Consider the following 19,861-nt stretch of genomic DNA (forward strand, 5'->3'; position numbering starts at 1 on the left):
TCTTTTCTCCTGTCGTAATGGCTTTACGATCGATTCCGCTTGCGCGGCCTGATTCGGATAAACCCGGTCGGATGAACCCGGCCCGATGCAGCGGGGCGGCCGGGTGAATCCAATGTACTCGACACGCACGTATCGCGCCTGGCAGGGTTGTAGAATCCGGCGGCATGCTCTGCCGTTGCGCAGACCGAACCGAACACATAAGGAGACCGGGATGTCCGTTGCTGCAACCGTCTATCGCGGCGATGTTGTCGAGAACACGCATATCGCGCATGTGGCCGTCGTCGATACGGACGGGGCGCTGCTGTATTCGTGCGGCGACCCGTCACGCTTCACGCTGGTCAGGTCGGCAGCGAAGCCGGCTCAGGCGCTCGCCGTTGTCGAGTCGGGCGCGCTCGAGCGCTTTGGTTTCGACGACGCAGACCTCGCGCTGATGTGCGGCTCGCACAGCAGCGAAGATCGACACATCGAACGCGCACGCCGCATGCTCGCCAAGTCGCAGGCAACGGAAGCCGATTTGCGTTGCGGCGGCCATCCGCCCATTTCGGATGCCGTCTACCGCGAATGGATCAAGCGCGACTTCATTCCGGGCGCAGTGTGCAGCAACTGTTCGGGCAAGCACGCGGGCATGCTGGCGGGCGCGCGAGCGATCGGTGCGGCGCTCGCCGACTACCATCTGCCGGAACATCCGTTGCAGCGGCTCGTGAAGCGCACGGTTGCCGACACCTGCGATCTGCCCGACGAAGGCGTGCAATGGGCTGTGGACGGCTGCAATCTGCCGACGCCCGCGTTCCCGCTCGACCGTCTCGCGCGTCTTTACATGAAGCTCGCGCGGGCCGCCGACGGGCATGTGTCGACGGATTCGAAAAGAGACCGGGCGCTTTCGCAAATCTATCGCGCGATGACGTCGCACCCCGAAATGGTCGCGGGCGAGGGGCGGTTCTGCACCGCGCTGATGGGCGCATTCGAAGGCGCGCTGGTGGGTAAGGTCGGCGCGGATGCGAGCTATGCGATCGGCGTGCGCGCGTCGGCGCAGACGGCGAAGCTCGGCGCGAGGGGCGCGCTCGGCATCGCGGTGAAAGTGGAAGACGGCAACTCGACGATCCTCTATGCGATCGTCGCGGAACTGCTGGCGAAGCTCGGCATCGGCGACGAAGCCGCGCATCGCGCGCTCGACGGTTTCCGTTTGCGCGCCATGCGCAACACGGTCGGCCTCGAAACGGGCCGGGTCGAAGTGGCCGTGCCGCTCGTCAAAGCGGGCTGAACACGACTAGCACGATCAGCACGTTGATAAGCGCGGCTAGCTCGACGACTGGCTACCGCTGTCATTGTCAGGCGGGTCGAACATCGCCTGGCATTTCGGCGACAGCTTGTCGTAGTGCTGCTTCATGCACGCTTCGATCTTCTCCTTGTTGGGAATATGGATCGCGCAGAACTTGATCGCGTCGTGCTTGCAGGCCTTGGTCTGCTCGTCGCGCGTAGCGGCCGTTCCGACGTTCGCCGCCGCCACGCATGCGACCAGCAGAAGTAGCGGTTTGAGCTTCATTGCCGTGGTCCATGTCGAGTTGAATGCACGGGTTTTCCGGGCTGCCTTTGAGTAAAGCAGCCCGTCCACAAACGATCAAGCAAAAAACGAACCCAACGCGGCGCAGCGCACGCATGGCGACATCAGGCCAGCGCGATAATGGCAGCACGTCGTACTGCGTCAAAGCGGAAGGCGGGGCGTGCGCCCCATGCTATGCTTGCACAGCCCGCAACGGGAACGGTACAGCTATCCGCATTCGCACGGCCACAACAAATACATCATGGACTACCGGCATCTTCAGAAACGCAAAAGCCTGCATGCGCGGATCGTGCAGGAACTCGGCATCGAGATCGTCAGCGGCAGGCTGGCGCCAGGCGAACGTCTGCCCGCCGAAGCGACGCTGTGCGAAAAATACGGCGTGAGCCGTCCCGTGCTGCGCGAAGCGACGCGCGTGCTGGTCGCCAAAGGGCTGGTCGTTTCGAAGCCGCGCGTGGGCAGCGTCGTGCGGCCGCGCGAAGAGTGGCACATGCTCGATCCCGACGTGCTCTACTGGACGCTCAACAGCATTCCCGAAGGTGAGTTCTTTCTGTCGCTGATGACGGTGCGCCGCATCATCGAGCCGGCTGCGGCTGCGCTCGCCGCGACGGCGGCCACGGATGAAGATCTGGTGCGGATCGGCTCCGCGTACGACCGCATGGAGCACGCGCAAAGCGCCGGCGATCTGCTCGAACCGGACCTCGAATTTCACCGCGCGATCATGGCCGCGACGCACAACGACATGCTCGCGTATATCGGCAACATGATGTCGCTGGCGTTGTCGGAATCGATCAAGCTGACGAGCCGCCATCCCGACACGCATGCGCTATCGCTGCCGCGCCACAAGGCAATCCTCACCGCGATCCAGAATCGCGATGCATTGGCCGCGCGTCAGGCGAGCCTCGTGCAGCTGGAAAACGCGCGCGTCGATGCCGATACGATTCTCGGCATCGCCGCGCACAGCCTGAGCTGATTCGCTACGCTGCGTAGCGCGGCGCGTTCAATGCGAATGCGCCGGCACGTCCGCGCCACGACAACCCACCAGAAAGTCGAAATCGCAGCCTTGATCGGCCTGCAGCACATGGTCGATATAGAGGTTGCGATAGCCGCTCGCATCGGCGGGATTGGGTTGTTGCGACTCTTTCCATTCGGCAAGACGCGCAGTCATTTCCTTCTCGTCGATATCGACATGCAGACGGCCCGCGTCGCAGTCTAGCTCGATCCAGTCGCCGTTGCGCACCACGGCAAGCGGCCCGCCCGCGCGCGCTTCGGGCGCCACGTGCAGCACCACCGTGCCATATGCCGTGCCGCTCATGCGCGCATCCGATACTCGCACCATGTCCGTCACGCCCTGCGCAAGCAGCTTCGGCGGCAGGCCCATGTTGCCGACTTCCGCCATGCCGGGATAACCCTTCGGGCCGCAGTTCTTCATCACGAGCACGGAGTCCGCCGTCACGTCGAGTTCGGGATCGGCGATGCGCTTCTTGTAGTCATCGAAGTTCTCGAACACCACGGCGCGGCCGCGATGCTTCAACAGCGCAGGCGTGGCCGCCGACGGCTTGAGCACCGCGCCATTGGGCGCGAGATTGCCGCGCAGCACGCACAGGCCGCCGTCCTCGCGCAGCGGCTTCTCCAGCGGCCGGATCACTTCGTCGTTGTAGATCGGCGCGTCGATGCTGTTTTCCCACAGCGTCTTGCCGTTCGCGGTCAGCGCATCGGGGTGCGGCAGCAGACCCGCTTCGCCGAGCCTGCGCAGCACGGCGGGCAAGCCGCCCGCATAGTAAAACTCTTCCATCAGGAAACGGCCTGAAGGCTGAAGATCGACGAGCGTCGGCGTGCCGCGTCCGATGCGCGTCCAGTCGTCCAGTTCGAGCTTCACGCCGATGCGGCCCGCAATCGCCTTCAGGTGGATCGCCGCATTGGTCGAGCCGCCGATCGCGGCATTCGCGCGGATCGCGTTCTCGAACGCTTCTTTCGTGAGCAGCTTCGACAACCGCACGTCCTGCAACGCCATCTCGACGATACGCATGCCCGACAGATGCGCGAGCACATAGCGGCGCGAATCGACGGCGGGAATCGCCGCGTTGTGCGGCAGCGTGACGCCGAGCGCTTCGGCCATGCAGGCCATCGTCGAGGCGGTGCCCATCGTGTTGCAGGTGCCTGCCGAGCGCGACATGCCTGCTTCCGCCGACATGAACTCGTGAATCGAGATCTTGCCCGCCTTCACTTGTTCGCTCAGTTGCCACACGACCGTGCCCGAGCCGATGTCGCGCCCTTCATGCTTGCCGTTGAGCATCGGCCCGCCGCTCACGACGATCGCGGGCACGTCGCAACTGGCCGCGCCCATCAGCAGCGCGGGCGTGGTCTTGTCGCAGCCGGCGAGCAGCACGACGGCGTCGATGGGATTGCCGCGAATCGATTCCTCGACATCCATGCTCGCGAGATTGCGCGTGAACATGGCCGTGGGCCGCAGGTTCGACTCGCCGTTCGAGAACACCGGGAACTCGACGGGGAAACCACCCGCTTCATACACGCCGCGCTTCACGTGTTCGGCGAGCTTGCGGAAATGCGCGTTGCACGGCGTCAGCTCGGACCACGTATTGCAGATGCCGATGATCGGCTTGCCAGCGAATTCGTGATCGGGGATGCCCTGGTTCTTCATCCAGCTGCGGTACATGAAGCCGTTCTTGTCGGCGGTGCCGAACCAGGCGGCGGAGCGCAGTTTGCGGGGTTGGTCGGTCATGGTGTCTCGTTCAGTATTGTTCAAATATAGTAAGACTATATGCACGACTCGCGTCGATGTCCATTAGGGCTTACAAGCAAACTTTTGAAAAGTCTATTGTCGGCAGAATGTCTTAAATAGCGGGTACGTAGTGCGCTGTAATACTTCGTACACGTTGCCCAACTTGATAAATAGAATGACTTTTTGGTGTTGTGCATGGGGGAAAACACCAATCACAACCGTTCGGCTCCGCGCATATAGTTTGGCTAATTCGTCGGCGGCATGTTCAAAGGCGAGTCGGCAGCGTGATGAAAATGAGGAGTCTCAAATAGTGGCAATGTCGGGTAAACGCTTCTTCGAATCCCACGTTGTGCGACTCGCTCCGCAGGTCGACTCGATGTCGAATGCCGCACGCGTCGATTCATGCGAACTCGTACGCGTATTGAATACGCTTGCGTTACGCTGAGGCCGCTAACAATCCGTTAGTCCCTCGAAGCTCACTATATGAACAACAGACTTTCCATTGGCATCGTCGGCGTTGGCAAGATTGCGCGCGACCAGCATCTTCCCGCTATCGCCGCGCTCGACGGCTTCGAACTCGTTGCTTGCGCGAGCCGCAATGCGCAGGTCGACGGCGTGCGCAACTACAAGACCATCGAAGAGATGCTGGCCAACGAGCCGCAACTCGACGCCGTGTCGCTGTGCGCGACGCCTCAGGTGCGCTTCGATCAGGCGCGCGTCGCGCTCGCGGCCGGCAAGCACGTGATGCTCGAAAAGCCGCCCGGCGCGAGCGTGCATGAAGTGGACGTATTGCGCGCGATGGCGCGCAACGCGGGCCGCACGCTGTTCGCGACATGGCATTCGCGTTACGCGCCCGCTGTCGAAACGGCGCGTGAATGGCTCGCCTCGCGCACGCTGCAGGAAGTGCAGGTGCGCTGGAAGGAAGACGTGCGCCGCTGGCATCCGGGCCAGGCGTGGATCTGGACGCCGGGTGGACTCGGCGTGTTCGATCCGGGCATCAACGCGCTGTCGATCATCACGCACATGCTGCCGCGCGAAGTCATTCTGCGCGAGGCGACGCTCTCGGTGCCCGCCAACGTGCAGACGCCGATTGCCGCCGAACTCGATTTCATCGACGAAGCGGGCGTACACGTGCGCGCCGAATTCGACTGGCGTCATGGTCCCGTCGAGCAATGGGAAATCGAAGTGAAGACGACGGACGGCGTGCTGCACCTGAGCGAAGGCGGCAAGAAGCTCGCAATCGCGGGCAAGCCGGTCGAGCTCGGACCCGAGCGCGAATACCCGTCGCTGTACGAGCGGTTTCACTGGCTGATCACGCATGGCGAGCACGACGTGGATGTGCGCCCGCTGCGGCTGGTCGCCGATGCATTCCTGCTTGGCCGTCGTCACGAGGTCGAGCCGTTTCACGACTAGAGCCTGAGAGATGCGCGGGCCTGGTCGTCCCGTTAGACCTGTTAAGCGCTGATTCGAACAACCACAAGCAACGACCTGATCCAAGGAGACAAGCATGACCCGTAAGCTTAGACGCCTCACTTTGTCCGCGATGGCCGCCGCGCTGTTGGCCGCGCCGTTCGCCGTGCAGATGACCGCACACGCGGATACGCCGCTGAAAATCGGCGTGCTCGTGAAAATGCCGGAGCAGGCATGGTTCATCAACGAGCAGAAAGCGGCGGCGGCTTTGGGCCAGAAGGAAGGCTTCTCGGTCGTGAACATCGGCGCGCCCGACGGCGAGAAAGTGCTCGCCGCGATCGACAACCTCGGCGCACAAGGCGCGCAGGGCTTCGTGATCTGCCCGCCCGACGTGCGTCTTGGACCGGCGATTCAGGCGCGTGCAAAGCGCTACAACATGAAGTTCGTGACCGTCGACGATCAACTGGTCGACTCGACGGGCAAGCCGCTCGCGAACGTGCCGCATCTGGGTATGTCGGCGTTCAAGATCGGCAATCAGGTTGGCACGGCGATCACTGACGAAATGAAGAAGCGCGGCTGGAAGCCGGAAGAAGTGGGCGCGATCCGCATCACCGACTACGAGTTGCCGACGGCCAAGCTGCGCACCGACGGCGCAACGGAATCGCTGCTCGCCAACGGCTTCAAGAAGGACAACATCTTCGACGCGCCGCAAAAGACCACCGACGACGAAGGCGGCTTCAACGCAGCGTCGCCCGTGCTGTCGAAGCATCCGAACATCAAGAAGTGGGTGATCTTTGCGCTGAACGAAGAGAGCGTGCTGGGCGGCGTGCGCGCCACCGAGCAACTGCACATTCCCGGTTCGGACGTGATCGGCGTGGGCATCAACGGCGCGGGCGAAGCGTTCGCCGAGTTCCAGAAGAAGGAACCGACGGGCTTCTACGGCACGATCGCCGTCAGCTCGACGAACCACGGCAAGCAGAGCACGCAGAACCTCGTCGACTGGATCAAGTCGGGCAAGCAGCCGCCTGCTGACACGCAGACCACGGGCAAGCTGATGACGCGCGAGAACTGGAAGGACGTGCGTACGGAACTCGGAATCTGATGCAGTAGAACGGATGCAAAACACGATGAACGCGAATGACGCCGCCAACGCCACTAATGCCACTTACGTTGCTCCCTCGGAACAGCCGTTGACGGCGTCCGCCACGCATCTCCAGCTCGACGGCATCACCGTCGCGTTTCCAGGCGTGGTGGCGCTCGACAACGTGTCGTTCGACGTACGCGGAGGCGAAGTACACGGCCTGATGGGCGAGAACGGCGCGGGCAAGTCGACGCTGCTGAAGGTGCTGTCGGGCGTGAACCAGACGCAGGCGGGCGCATTGCGCCTCGCGGGTGTCGAACACAAGTTCACGACGACGAAGGCCGCGATCGAGGCGGGCATCGCGATCATCTATCAGGAACTGCATCTTGTGCCCGAGCTGACGGTCGCTGAGAACCTGATGCTCGGGCAGTTGCCGAACCGCTTCGGCGTGCTCGACGAGAAAGCGCTCGTCAAGCGCGCGATGACCGAACTGGAGCGGCTGGGCGAATCGATCGATCCGAATACGCAGGTGAAGAGCCTGTCGATCGGCCAGCGCCAGATGATCGAAATCGGCAAGGCGCTGATGCGCGACGCGCGCGTGATCGCCTTCGACGAACCGACCAGTTCGCTGTCCGCACGCGAGACGGAACGGCTCTTCAAGATCATCAATGCATTGCGCGCGCAGGGGCGCGCAGTGATTTACGTCACCCACCGGATGGACGAGGTCTACGAACTGTGCGACCGCGTCACCGTGTTTCGTGACGGACGCCGGATCGAGACCTTCGATTCCGTTGCGGACCTGGATCGCGACCGGCTCATCAGCTGTATGGTGGGCCGCTCGATTCGCGATGTGTATGGATATCGTCCGCGTACGGCGGGCGAGGTACAGCTTGAAGCGAAGCAGTTGATGGGGCCGGGGCTTTCCGCTCCGGTCTCCTTCACTGCGCGCAAGGGCGAGATTGTCGGCTTCTTCGGGCTCGTGGGCGCGGGGCGCTCCGAGTTGATGAAGCTGCTCTATGGCGCGACGCGGCCCGCAAGCGGCCATGTCGAACTGAACGGCAAGCGCGTGTCGTTTGCGACGCCGCGCGACGCGGTGCGCGCAGGTATCGCGCTGTGCCCGGAAGACCGCAAGCAGGAAGGCATCGTTGCGATTGCTTCCGTGGCCGACAACCTGAACATCAGCGCGCGCCGGCATTTCAGCCCGTTGAGCTTTCTGCTGAATGGCAAGCGCGAACGCGACCTGACGCGCGAGTACATCGACAAACTGTCGATCAAGACACGCAACACGGAAACCGTGATCGGCACGTTGTCGGGCGGCAACCAGCAGAAGGTGATCCTGTCGCGCTGGCTGGCCGAGCGCATCGACGTGTTTCTGCTCGACGAACCGACGCGCGGCATCGACGTCGGCGCGCGCGCGGAAATCTACGACCTGCTGTACGACCTCGCGGAAGCGGGGCGCACGGTGATCGTCGTATCGAGCGATCTGGCGGAAGTGATCGGCATCGCGGACCGCGTGCTGGTGATGAAGGAAGGGCGCATCGTCGGCGATCTGCCGAAAGCGCAGGCCACGCCCGATCAACTGATCAAACTCGCTTTGCCGCAGTAATGCAGCGCGCGCAACAACGCACCACGTAGACCACGGAACTGGAAGACCATGCAAACACCGAGCACACGTCCGGCGACCGAGCCGGCAGCCAATCACGCCGCCTCGCCCGGCGCGGCCGCGCACGCGGCGCGCACGTGGGACCTGATCAACAAGTCGGGCATCGTGATGGTGTTCGTCATTCTGTTCGCGGTGCTGTCGTTTGCGGTGCCCGACTTTCTGACGACCCGCAACATGCAGGGTCTGTTGCTCTCGGTCACGCTGATCGGCTCGATCTCCGTGACGATGATGTTCGTGCTGGCGCTCGGCGAAGTGGATTTGTCGGTGGCGTCGATCGTTGCGTTTTCGGGCGTCGTTGCATCGACGCTGATTACGGCGACGCATAGTGTGATGCTCGGCGTCACTGCGGGCGTGCTGGCGGGTGGCGCGGTCGGGATGGTGAACGGCGTGCTGATTGCGCGCTACAAGATCAATTCGCTGATCGTCACGCTCGCGATGATGGAAGTGGTGCGCGGTCTCGCGTTCATCACGTCGAACGGCGATGCGGTGATGATCTCGGAAGAGAGCTTCTTCGATCTCGGCGGCGGCTCGTTCCTCGGCATTTCGTTTCCGATCTGGAGCAACATCGTCGGCTTCGTGCTGTTCGGATTTTTGCTGCGCAAGACGGTGTTCGGCAAGAATGTGCTGGCGGTCGGCGGCAATAGCGAGGCCGCGTTGCTGGCGGGTCTGCCGGTTACGCGTATTAAGATCACGGTGTTCGTGCTGCAAGGGCTGGTGACGGGTTTCGCGGGTGTGATGCTCGCGTCGCGGATGAGTCTCGGCGATCCGAAGACGTCGGTGGGGCTGGAACTCGGTGTGATTTCGGCTTGCGTGCTGGGCGGCGTCTCGCTGACGGGCGGTGTTGCGACGATTTCCGGCGTGCTGGTCGGCGTGCTGATTATGGGCTCGGTGCAGGACGCGATGAGCTTGTTGAATGTGCCGACGTTTTATCAGTATCTGATTCGCGGTGGGATTCTGCTGCTGGCAGTGCTGTTCGATCAGTTCCGGCGGAGCAAGCGGCGCGTTTGAGGTTGCCGCTTACTCAAGAGGTTGCGCTGATCTGGAAAGACAGGTCAGCGCAACATGAACGACATCGCCGACAGGCAATTCAGCGTGCGCACCGCATGCTCGACTGACGGTGTCGAAAAGCGCAGCGTCACGCCGTCCACGCGTTCCAGTGACGGCATCTGCGCAAACAGATCGGCGAGCGCGGTAGTTTGCACGCGCAGTTCGATATGGACGGGGTCAGGCTTAAGGCGTTGCGCAACGGCTCGTCCTTCAAACTTCGCGACAACATCGCGTGCTGATTCTTTGATCGCGGTGCATGCACGATCCGGAGTTTGGGTCACACCGCTTCCGAAACCTGTCGCGTTCTTGGTGACCACGAAGGTTGCGTCCGGAAACATGGGCTGCGTCTCTTCGGCGAACACATCGTCGCCCGAAAGCAGTACAACGCTCGCGCCGTACTCGCGAGCCAATGCTCCATAGATCCCGGCTTCTCCCACATCGCGTCCGTTCATCGTTACGCGCGTAAAGGCAAAGCTGTTGATCGTATGCGCGAGAATGCCGCGACTTTGCGCCATCGCGTGATAGCCGATCATGAACACGAGTTGCGGCCCGTATTCGAGGCCCGCCATCATGCCGAGCGTGCGCGGCTTGCCGAGTATCACATTGGCGCGTGCGTCGAGCATGTCGGGCAACAGATTGCGAAAGCTGCCGTGCGAGTCGTTGACCCAGACGTCCGTTGCGCCACCCGCGAATGCGCCTTCGATCGCCGCGTTTGCTTCGAGCGTCATCCAGCGGCGCGCGCGTTCATATTCGCCATTGCCCGCGCGCGTCTGCTCCGAATTCACAACGCCTGCCACGCCTTCGATATCGACGGATATCAGTACTTTCATGCTGTGTGCCGTTTCAACAGTTGTTCGAGATCGGGTGCCGCTTCAAGCAGCGAAAGACGCGTGTGCGCGTCGCGCCCCGTGACCGAGGTGGATGACCACAAGGCATCGATGATTGCCTGCTCGACGCTCTGCGCGCATGCATGAAACAACGGATCGAGACGCGCGTCGCTGAGCAGCGGTGGCGTTGCGACGAAGTCGCCTTCATGCGGAACAGTCCACGCCGTTGAGAACGCGAGCGCGATATCGCCGCTGCCATGTCCGTAAACCGAACCGGTGCGCGCGAGACCCGCGGCGGCGCGCATCGACAGGCGCTTGAGCTGGCGCGAATCGAGAGGCGCATCGGTGGCGACGATCATGATGATCGAGCCTTGTTCGGGTTTTGTTGCCGTTGCCGTCGTGGCCGACTGCTTACGTCGATGCAGTTCGCGCCCAAGCGGCACGCCATCGATAGTCAACATCGGCAGTCGCCCGAAGTTCGCGAGTACCAACGCACCGACAGTGAAGTCTTTGCCTGCCACGTTCACCACGCGCGAGGCCGAGCCGATACCGCCTTTCAGATCGAAGCTCGACATGCCGCGACCTGCGCCGACGGAGCCACGTTGGAACCCGGATGCCGCCGCATCGAACGCTGCGACGTAGTGCTTGTCTTCAACGGCAAGCGCCTGAATATCGTTGAGGTAACCGTCGTTACATTCGAACACAAGCGGATTGACGGTCGACCAATCGCGTCCAATCTGCGGATTGCTGGCAATGGCAGCGCGAATCTGCGCCTGCGCGACAGCCGCGACGCCGAACGTATTGGTCAACGCAATCGGCGTTTCGAGCACGCCGAGTTCTTCGACCTGCACGAGTCCGATGCTCTTGCCGAAACCGTTTATCACGCTCGTAGCAGCGGGCACCTTGTGACGATACGGATCATCACGATGGGCACGAACCACGGTCACGCCCGTCTGTATCGGGCCATCGGCGAGCGTGCAATGCCCAACCGTCACGCCTGGCACATCGGCAATCGTGCCTAGCGGACCCGCAGACCACACGCCGACCTGCGGCATCGAAAGCACATTCATGGCCGGTCCAGCTTCGGATCGAGCGCGTCGCGCAAGCCGTCGCCGAGCAGGTTGAACGCGAGCACGGTCAGGAAGATCGCGAGGCTCGGAAAGAGGGCGATATGCGGCGCCGTCACCATGTCGGCGCGTGCTTCGTTGAGCATCGCGCCCCACTCGGGCGTCGGCGGCTGCGCGCCCAGGCCGAGAAACGACAGGCTCGCCGCCGTGATGATCGACGTGCCGATGCGCATCGTCAGATACACGACCACCGACGAAATCGTGCCCGGCAAAATGTGCCGCATGATGATGGTCCAGTCCGACGCGCCGATGCTGCGCGCCGCTTCGATATACGTCAGTTGCTTGAGCATCAGCGTGTTGCCGCGCACGAGCCGAGCGAACGCCGGAATGCTGAACACGGCGACGGCGGCGATCACGTTGATCATGCCATTGCCGAGAATCGCGACGATACCGATAGCGAGCAGAATGCCGGGGAACGCGAACAGCACATCGGCGACGCGCATCGTGATGCGGTCCCACCAGCCTTCGTAATAGCCCGCGAGCAAACCGAAGAGCGTGCCGATAATCGCACCGATCGCCACCGACATGAAACCCGCCGCAAGCGAAATGCGCGTACCCGCGACGATGCGGCTGAAGATATCGCGGCCCAGCGAATCGACGCCAAACCAGTGTGCGGCCGATGGCCCCGCATTCAACGCGTCGTAGTCGAAATAGTTCTCGGGGTCGAACGGAACGATATGTGGGCCCACAATCGATACGACGATCAGCAGCAACACGAACACACCCGCTGCGAGGGCGACATGCTGCTTGCGGAACTTGCGCCAGAACTCGCTCCATGGCGTGCGGATCGCAGGTTCTTCGTGGGTAGAAGAGACGGCGCGGGTGTTGTCGGCGGTCGTGCTCATGCGGGCCTCACTTGAAACGGATGGTCGGATTGATGACGGCGTACAGCACGTCGACGACCAGATTGATGACGATGAATTCCAGCGAGAACAGCAGCACTTCAGCCTGAATCACGGGGTAATCGCGCATCGCGACGGCGTCCACCAGCAGGCGTCCCATGCCCGGCCAGTTGAACACCACTTCGACGACGATCGAGCCGCCGAGCAGAAAACCGAACTGCAAACCCATCATCGTGACGACGGGAATCATCGCGTTGCGCAGGCAGTGCTTGATGACGACCCATTGCTCGGCGACGCCTTTCGCGCGCGCAGTACGCACGAAGTCCTCGTTCAGTACCTCGACGAACGATGCCCGCGTGAAGCGCGCCATCACGGCGGCGACAGCCGCGCCGAGCGTGATGGACGGCAGCACGTAGCTGCGCCACGAGCCATCGCCGACAATCGGCAGCCAGCCGAGCTTCACCGAGAATATTTCCATCAGCAGCATGCCGAGCGCGAACGCGGGGAACGAGATGCCCGACACGGCGATGGTCATGCCGAGCCGGTCGGGCCACTTGTTGCGCCAGACGGCCGACACGATGCCGATCGTCATGCCGAAGATCACCGCCCACACCATGCTGACGAGCGTGAGCATCAGCGTCGGCATGAAGCGCTCGCCGATCTCCGCGGAGACAGGGCGCTTGCTGCGCGTCGAGATACCGAAGTCACCATGCGCGGTGCGCGCGAAGAAGTTCATGAACTGCGTTGGCATCGGCTTGTCGAGGCCGAGATCGGCGCGCACGAGCGCGACGGTTGCATCGTCGGCTTCGGGACCGGCTGCGAGCCGCGCCGGGTCGCCGGGCAGCATGTGTACGAACAGGAACACGAGGCCGGCGACGATCACGAGCGTCGGCAGCAGGCCCAGCAGACGTTTGATGAGAAAATTCAGCATGAGAGCGATCCGCCATCGAAAAGCATGTGCTGCATGAAGCGAACGCGCTGGCCTCTGCGCATGAACATCGAGACCAGCGCTGTGCGAGCGATTACTTCAGCGCGATTTCATCGAAGTTGAACGAGCCGTCCGGCGCGACGTACGCGCCCGCAAGCCGCTTGCTGCGCGCGTACACGACCTTCTCCTTGACGAGGAAGAGCCACGGCGCGTCGGCCCAGATGCGCTTTTGCGCGTCGCCATAGAGCGCGGCCTTCTGCGTGCGGTCCGTGGTTTCGAGCGCCTTCGACAGATCGCTGTCGACGGTATCGTTCTTGTAGTACGCGGTGTTCACGAGCTTCGGCGGAATCGACGACGACGCGAGCAGCGGCGTGATGCCCCAGTCCGCTTCGCCCGTCGAGGACGACCAGCCGATGTAGTACATGCGCACGGGTGCCGTCGCCGGGTCCTGCGCGCTTTCGACCTTCGCAACGCGCTGGCCCGCTTCGAGCGCTTCGACGCTCGCCGTCACGCCTACTTGCGCCAGTTGCTGCTGCACGAACTGAATGGCTTTCTGCGACGTCGAGTTGTTGTACGCAGACCAGAGCGTCGTCTCGAAGCCGTTCGGATAGCCTGCTTCCTTCAGCAGTGCGCGTGCTTTCGCGGGATCGTACGGCCAGGGGCCGAGCTTGGTCGCGTAATCGACGCCTTCGGGAATCACGCCATCGGCGGGCACGGCGTAACCCGAGAACGCGACCTTCGCGAGCGCTTCCTTGTTGATCGCGTAGTTCAGCGCTTCGCGCACCTTCGGGTTGTCGAACGGCTTCTTCGTCGTGTTCAGGCTGACGTAGCGGTTGATGATCGACGGCGTGGCGATGATGTCGACTTTCGGTTCCGATTGCAGCGCGGCGGCCTGCTCGAACGGAATGCGGAACGCGAAGTCTGCTTCGCCCGTGCGTACGAGCGCGGCGCGCGTGTTGTTGTCGACCACCGGCTTCCAGTCGATCTCATCGATCTTCGGATATCCCTTCTTCCAGTAACCGTCGAACTTCTTCACGGTCAGATCGCCCGCCGGGTCCCACTTCACGAGTTCGAACGGGCCCGTGCCGACGGGGTGAAACGCGAGATCCTTGCCATACTTTTTCATCGCGGCGGGCGAGATCATCACGGCCGACGGATGCGCGAGCACGTTGATGAACGCCGAGAACGGCGCCTTCAGCGTTACCTTCACCGTGTACGGATCGACCACTTCCGTCTTCTCGATGCGGCTGAACATGTTGTAGCGCTTCAGCTTGTTCGCCGGGTCCGTCACGCGGTCGAACGTCGCTTTCACGGCGGCTGCGTTGAAGTCGGTGCCGTCCTGGAACTTCACGCCCTGGCGCAGCTTGAACGTGTAGACGCGTGCATCGGGGCTTGCTTCGTAGCTCGTCGCTAGCACGTTGACCAGCTTCATGTCCTTGTCGAAGCCGAACAGACCTTGATAGAACGACTTCGACACGGCTTGCGAAAGGGTGTCGTTGGCGTCGTACGGATCGAGCGTCGTGAACGTCGAATCGACGGCCATCACGGCCGTCGTTGCCGCGTGCGCGGCGCCCGACGCGAGCATCGCAAAGACCAGCGCGCCGCTCGTCACGAGCGAACGCAGGCGCAATGGTTGAGAGAAGAGAAGCGTAGTCATCGTTTCAGAACTCCACTGAGCGAGGGAACTGCCTGTTGTTATGCCGCTGGTCTGCGCGGCTAAGGGGTTGTTGCCGGTAATACTGTGTCTAGTAAGCGCCGCCAATCCGATGCGCGGCCACGAAATGATCCGGGCCCACGGCGACGAGCGGCGCGACGACGGGCTCGTTGTCGAGCGCGCGAATCGGGCTGGGCAACTCGTCGGCGGCGAGCATGCGCTTCGCGTGGCGGCGTGCAGGATCGGCGACGGGCACGGCGCCCATCAGCTTCTTCGTGTACGGATGCTGCGGCGACTCGAACACCGCGCGACGCGGTCCGATCTCGACGATCTGGCCGAGATACATCACCGCGACGCGATGACTGATGCGCTCGACGACGGCCATGTCGTGCGAGATGAACAGATACGCCACACCCAACTCGCGCTGCAGATCCAGCATCAGATTGACGATCTGCGCCTGCACGGAGACGTCGAGCGCCGACACCGATTCGTCGGCGATCACGACCTTCGGATTGAGCGCAAGCGCACGCGCAATCGCGATGCGCTGACGCTGGCCGCCGGAGAATTCATGCGGATAGCGGCGCGCGGCGTCGGCGGGCAGGCCAACCTTGTCGAGCAGCCACGCGACGCGCTCCTGCGCTTCCTTACCGCTCGCGACGTTGTGTACGAGCAGTGGCTCCATGATCGAGAAGCCGACCGTCAGGCGCGGATTGAGCGACGCAAACGGGTCCTGAAAAATGAACTGGATATCGCGCCGCAAAGCCTGCAACGAAGGGCCGGTGAGCGAACTGATGTCCTTGCCGTCGAACTCGATGCTGCCGCTCTGGCTTTCGACGAGCCTCAACAGCGAGCGCCCCGTCGTCGATTTGCCGCAGCCGGATTCGCCGACCAGCGCCAGCGTTTCGCCTGCATGCAGATCGAAGCTGACGCGCTCGACGGCATGCACGCGGCCTGTGAGCTTGCCGAACAGACCGCTGCGCACAGGGAAACGCGTGACGAGATCGCGTACGCGGAGAATCGGCTGTGCCTGCTTCGATGCTTCCGATGTCGTCTTGTCTTCGGAAAGCGCCTGCTGTGCATGCTCGCCGTCGAGCTTGAGCAACGAAAACTTCGCGGGCGCGTCAGTGCCCTGCATCGAGCCGAGCTTTGGCACGGCCGCGAGCAGCGCTTTCGTATAAGGATGCGTGGGCGCCGCGAACAGTTTCGCCGACTCGCCTTCTTCGACCTTGTCGCCGCGATACATCACCAGCACGCGATCCGCCACTTCCGCGACGACGCCCATGTCGTGCGTGATGAAGATCACGCCCATGTTCATCTCGTCCTGCAGGCCGCGTATCAGTTGCAGGATCTGCGCCTGGATCGTCACGTCGAGCGCGGTGGTCGGCTCGTCGGCGATCAGCAGAGACGGCTTGCACGACAGCGCCATCGCGATCATCACGCGTTGCCGCATGCCGCCCGACAACTGATGCGGATAGCGCGCGGCCACGCGGCGCGCTTCGGGAATGCGCACGAGATCGAGCAGACGCAGCGTTTCAGCATGCGCCTGACTGCGGCTCATGTTCTGATGAAGCGCGATCGCTTCGCCAATCTGATCTCCGACCGTGAAGACGGGATTGAGCGACGTCATCGGTTCCTGGAAGATCATCGCGATGTCCGCGCCGCGAACGGAACGCATGGTGGATTGCGACGCCCGCGCAAGATCGAGCACACTGCCGTTGCGCCGGCGAAACGCGATGCTGCCGTTTGCGATGCTTCCGCCGCCGTGTTCGACGAGGCGCATCAAAGCAAGCGACGTCACCGATTTGCCCGAGCCCGATTCACCGACGATGGCGAGCGTCTCGCCGCGATCGACGGTGAGCGACAGGTCGCGCACCGCGTTGAACGTGGTCTCGCCGCGACGGAACGCGACCGTGAGGCGATCGATATCGACGACGCGTTGCGGCGGCAGGCTGTCGAGCGGGCGTGGCTGGTTCGGCATGTTCGGCACGATGATTTCTCCCGGCATCTGAATCAGGGGATTGCGTAAGCGTGGCGGCGGGCTAGCGATAGATCGCCGTGACAGGCGTTTCGCCGACGCGCGCATAACCGCGATACATGCCTTCGGTGTTGAAGGGCAGTACGACGTTGCCGTGCGCGTCGACGGCGATCAGGCCGCCTCGTCCGTCGATGCGCGGCAAGCGGTTCATCACGACATCGTTTGCCGCTTCTTCGAGCGAAACGCCGCGATAGGCCATTTGCGCGGCGACGTCGTAGGCGGCGACCATTCGCATGAACATTTCGCCCGAGCCCGTGGTCGAGACGGCGCAGGTTGCGTCGTCGGCATAGCAGCCCGCGCCGATCAGAGGCGCATCGCCGACACGGCCCAACTGCTTGTTCGTGATGCCGCCCGTCGAGGTCGCGGCCGCGACGTGGCCGTACAGATCGACTGCGACTGCGCCGACCGTGCCGAACTTTTTGTTCGGATCGATGGGTTCGTGAGGCAGCGCTTCTTTGTTTGCGGACGATGCTTCTTGCGCGGCAAGCGCTGCGCCGTCATGGTCGAGCATCGCGCGCTGCTGCTCGCGCGCGAGTTGCCACTGGCGATAGCGCGCGTCCGTGTGGAAGTACGATGGATCGACGAACTCCAGACCTTGCGCCTGCGCGAACGCTTCGGCGCCTTCGGCCGTGAACATCACGTGCTCGCTGTATTCGAGCACGTGGCGCGCCGCGACGATGGGGTTGCGCACGCGCTTCACGCACGACACGGCGCCTGCTTCGAGCGTGCGGCCGTCCATGATCGACGCATCGAGTTCGTGCGTGCCCGCCGACGTGAAAACCGAACCGTGCCCCGCGTTGAACAGCGGACAGTCTTCGAGCAGCCGCACGGCTTGCGTGACGGCGTCGAGCGCGCTGCCGCCGTCGGCGAGCACGCGTTGCGCGGCGACGAGCACGGCGCTCAATTCGGCGTGATAGCGGGCTTCCGCATCGGAGGCCATCGACGCGCGCACGATCGTGCCCGCGCCGCCATGAATCGCGATTACTGCCTTGGTGGTCATTGCTTCTTCTTTGCCTGTTTAGGAGTGGGCCGCGTGGCGGTCTTCGAATGGGCGGACAGCGTGGATGTGTCGGTGAGCCACGGCAACACGAACTCGGTCATGTTGGCGGCGGCCTGCGCGGAGCGCTTCGCGCGGAACGCGACGGCATCGCACAGCGCTTCGATCACGGCGAGCACGGTCGCTTCCGATGTCGCGGCGAGACGCCGCTCGGCGCGGATGAAGAGCGAGCGCGTGGCGAGCGTGGCGAGCGGCGACGTCGGGCCGTCCGTCAACGCGAGCACGTCTGCGCCGAGGCTGGCCGCGCGGCGCGCGAGCTCGATCGTGTCGTCGACATAGCGCGGAAACGCGATGGCGATCACCAGATCGCCCTTGCCCGCATTGAACAGGCGGCGCGCCGCGTGCGTCGGTCCGCCGATCAACGCGAGCGACTGCACGTTGTCGTGATACGGCAGCAGGTTGTGCTCCATCAGGCTCGCGAGAAACGCGCTCGCGCCGGAGCCGAGGATGAACACCCGCCGTGCGGCGATGATCGCGTCGACGGCGGCTTCGGCGGCTGTGCCGTCGATCGTGCTGCGCGTCGTGCCGAGATTGGTGGCGGCCTGTTCGAGCGACGCGCTGAACAGTTCGTCGCCGTTGGTCTGCGATTCCTGCGCGGTGCGGAGGCGCTCGACGGGCGCGAGTGTCGCTTCGAAGCCGCGCACCAGCGCCTCGCGAAACGCCGGATAACCATCGAAGCCGAGCGCGCGCGCAAAGCGGTTCGCCGTCGCGATGGACGCGCCGACGGCCGTGGCCAGTTCGTCGATGCGCATGGTCGCGGCGCGGAACTGGTTGGCCAGCACGAACTCGCCCATGCGCCGGTGGACAGGCGTGAGGATCGGCATCGCGGCCGTGATGCGGGCGGCGATGACGGGCTCGGCGGCGGTGGGTGGGTTCTGACGGTGGCGGGACATGGGTGTCGGAGTGGATCTGTGAGGCTGAACTGGAATGAAAGTGAATTTACATGAAAATCATGTTGTGAAAATAAATTTTCTTCCAGATGGGGGTTTGTACGGAGGGATAGATACCGAGTGCTTTTGCAGCACCGGTCGATCGTTCAGATCAGATTTGGGGATGGCGCAGCACCGTGTGTGCTGCAATGGGACGAAAGAAGTGCTGCTAACGGCAGCGTGGGAAGTGGCCTCGCGGACAGGCAATGCCGCGTTGAAGGTAGATTGACCGTCGGCGCGCGTGTGCGTCGACGGCCGAAGCGCGGTTAGCCTTCGACCGGTCGAACCGCCGTGATTGACCCCGTCGTGATCGACGCAGCAGCCTTCGCTTTTGGCGTCGCCGCGGCCGGTGCGCTGGCGGCATTGGGCGCGCTCTGCTGTGGTGCGTCGCGCTTCACCGCTTCTGGCTTTGCATCCACGAGTTCCATCACATTGCCGCGCACGATGATCTTCACGGGATCGGTTTTCTTCCACTGCTTTTTCGGCACCAGCAGCTTCCACGTCGAATCGCGGTCGGGGTTGCGAAAGAATGCGACGACCCCTACGTATTGGGCATCTTCTTTCATCGGCTCGTTGATGCTCGCGCTGGCGTTGGGGCGCAGCACGACGTCTCGGGCTGCCAGCAGATCGGCCTTCAGCGCGTCCAGATCGTTGGTCTGCAATTGCGCGTACTCGAGTTGCTGGAAGTTCTGCGCATCCTTCAACTGGTACAGCCGCACGACCGTCGACAGCGATTGCCCGGCGGCATTCTCGTTCAGTGAAGCGCGGCTGACGAGATCGACGCTCATGGTCTTGACCTGAGTCGTGAAAACCCATTTCGCGGCATCCACCGTGTTATCGGACACCGCCTGAGTGAGTCCGCATCCTGCCAGTGTCAGCGCAGTCAACAGCAATGCGCTCATGCCCGGCGCGTTTATTTTCCTGTTCATGTTTTCGACTTCGTTTGAGGTTTTCTGTCGG

17 protein-coding genes are annotated in these 19,861 nt (G+C 63.0%); 6 read left to right on the forward strand and 11 right to left on the reverse strand.

The window, feature by feature from the left end; all coding sequences use genetic code 11:
* Positions 1-211 precede the first annotated feature (211 nt).
* Positions 212-1,261: an asparaginase gene (locus BLT65_RS22160; RefSeq protein WP_091780945.1), complete on the forward strand. Its 1,050-nt coding sequence runs from the start codon at positions 212-214 to the stop codon at positions 1,259-1,261.
* Positions 1,262-1,297: 36 nt separating this feature from the next.
* Here the strand turns inward: BLT65_RS22160 and BLT65_RS22165 are convergent, their stop codons facing one another.
* Complete coding sequence (locus tag BLT65_RS22165) at positions 1,298-1,543, reverse strand: hypothetical protein (protein ID WP_079487624.1); 246 nt, start codon at positions 1,541-1,543, stop codon at positions 1,298-1,300.
* Between the two features lie 259 nt (positions 1,544-1,802).
* Here BLT65_RS22165 and BLT65_RS22170 point away from each other — a divergent pair, with 259 nt between their 5' ends.
* On the forward strand, positions 1,803-2,531 hold the full coding sequence (locus BLT65_RS22170; RefSeq protein ID WP_035538213.1) for a FadR/GntR family transcriptional regulator: 729 nt from the start codon (positions 1,803-1,805) through the stop codon (positions 2,529-2,531).
* Between the two features lie 27 nt (positions 2,532-2,558).
* Here BLT65_RS22170 and BLT65_RS22175 read toward each other — a convergent pair whose 3' ends face one another.
* On the reverse strand, positions 2,559-4,301 hold the full coding sequence (locus BLT65_RS22175) for an IlvD/Edd family dehydratase (protein ID WP_091780948.1): 1,743 nt from the start codon (positions 4,299-4,301) through the stop codon (positions 2,559-2,561).
* A 483-nt stretch (positions 4,302-4,784) separates the two neighbouring features.
* On the opposite strand from BLT65_RS22175, the gene BLT65_RS22180 reads away from it, so the two are divergent.
* The 4 genes from BLT65_RS22180 (at position 4,785) to araH (ending at position 9,463) form a co-directional block, all read left to right on the forward strand.
* The gene (locus tag BLT65_RS22180) at positions 4,785-5,714 is read left to right on the forward strand and encodes a Gfo/Idh/MocA family protein (protein WP_042304456.1); all 930 of its coding nucleotides are present in this window, start codon (positions 4,785-4,787) and stop codon (positions 5,712-5,714) included.
* A gap of 94 nt (positions 5,715-5,808) precedes the next feature.
* The gene (locus tag BLT65_RS22185; protein ID WP_035998961.1) at positions 5,809-6,813 is read left to right on the forward strand and encodes an arabinose ABC transporter substrate-binding protein; all 1,005 of its coding nucleotides are present in this window, start codon (positions 5,809-5,811) and stop codon (positions 6,811-6,813) included.
* 25 nt (positions 6,814-6,838) lie between these two features.
* The gene (araG, locus tag BLT65_RS22190) at positions 6,839-8,398 is read left to right on the forward strand and encodes an L-arabinose ABC transporter ATP-binding protein AraG (RefSeq protein ID WP_244186544.1); all 1,560 of its coding nucleotides are present in this window, start codon (positions 6,839-6,841) and stop codon (positions 8,396-8,398) included.
* 48 nt (positions 8,399-8,446) lie between these two features.
* A complete protein-coding gene (gene araH / locus BLT65_RS22195; RefSeq protein ID WP_007735812.1) occupies positions 8,447-9,463 on the forward strand; it encodes an L-arabinose ABC transporter permease AraH in 1,017 nt (338 codons plus the stop codon).
* A gap of 44 nt (positions 9,464-9,507) precedes the next feature.
* On the opposite strand, the gene BLT65_RS22200 is transcribed toward araH, so the two are convergent.
* From BLT65_RS22200 to tssJ, 9 genes are all read right to left on the reverse strand, one after another.
* Positions 9,508-10,332, reverse strand: a complete 825-nt coding sequence (locus BLT65_RS22200) for a M55 family metallopeptidase (protein ID WP_091780955.1) — start codon at positions 10,330-10,332, stop codon at positions 9,508-9,510.
* Entirely contained in the window at positions 10,329-11,399 is a 1,071-nt protein-coding gene (locus tag BLT65_RS22205; RefSeq protein WP_091780958.1) for a DmpA family aminopeptidase, read from the reverse strand. The genes BLT65_RS22200 and BLT65_RS22205 overlap by 4 nt, the downstream gene beginning before the upstream one ends.
* A complete protein-coding gene (gene gsiD / locus BLT65_RS22210; RefSeq protein WP_042304461.1) occupies positions 11,396-12,301 on the reverse strand; it encodes a glutathione ABC transporter permease GsiD in 906 nt (301 codons plus the stop codon). The genes BLT65_RS22205 and gsiD overlap by 4 nt, the downstream gene beginning before the upstream one ends.
* A 7-nt stretch (positions 12,302-12,308) precedes the next feature.
* The gene (gene gsiC, locus BLT65_RS22215; protein ID WP_091780961.1) at positions 12,309-13,229 is read right to left on the reverse strand and encodes a glutathione ABC transporter permease GsiC; all 921 of its coding nucleotides are present in this window, start codon (positions 13,227-13,229) and stop codon (positions 12,309-12,311) included.
* 91 nt (positions 13,230-13,320) lie between these two features.
* Positions 13,321-14,883, reverse strand: a complete 1,563-nt coding sequence (gene gsiB, locus BLT65_RS22220; protein ID WP_091780963.1) for a glutathione ABC transporter substrate-binding protein GsiB — start codon at positions 14,881-14,883, stop codon at positions 13,321-13,323.
* Positions 14,884-14,971: 88 nt separating this feature from the next.
* Positions 14,972-16,858: a dipeptide ABC transporter ATP-binding protein gene (locus BLT65_RS22225; protein WP_425273140.1), complete on the reverse strand. Its 1,887-nt coding sequence runs from the start codon at positions 16,856-16,858 to the stop codon at positions 14,972-14,974.
* Positions 16,859-16,919: 61 nt separating this feature from the next.
* Positions 16,920-17,915 (reverse strand): isoaspartyl peptidase/L-asparaginase family protein, encoded by a 996-nt coding sequence (locus BLT65_RS22230; protein WP_091780968.1) that lies wholly within the window; start codon positions 17,913-17,915, stop codon positions 16,920-16,922.
* Positions 17,912-18,865 carry a MurR/RpiR family transcriptional regulator gene (locus BLT65_RS22235; RefSeq protein ID WP_091780971.1) on the reverse strand — a complete coding sequence of 318 codons (954 nt, stop codon included), beginning with the start codon at positions 18,863-18,865 and terminating at the stop codon, positions 17,912-17,914. Before BLT65_RS22235 ends, BLT65_RS22230 begins: the two co-directional genes overlap by 4 nt.
* A gap of 302 nt (positions 18,866-19,167) precedes the next feature.
* On the reverse strand, positions 19,168-19,830 hold the full coding sequence (tssJ, locus tag BLT65_RS22240; protein ID WP_091780974.1) for a type VI secretion system lipoprotein TssJ: 663 nt from the start codon (positions 19,828-19,830) through the stop codon (positions 19,168-19,170).
* Between the last annotated feature and the right edge of the window lie 31 nt (positions 19,831-19,861).

Source organism: Paraburkholderia steynii, from assembly GCF_900100565.1.
Taxonomy (GTDB): domain Bacteria; phylum Pseudomonadota; class Gammaproteobacteria; order Burkholderiales; family Burkholderiaceae; genus Paraburkholderia; species Paraburkholderia terrae.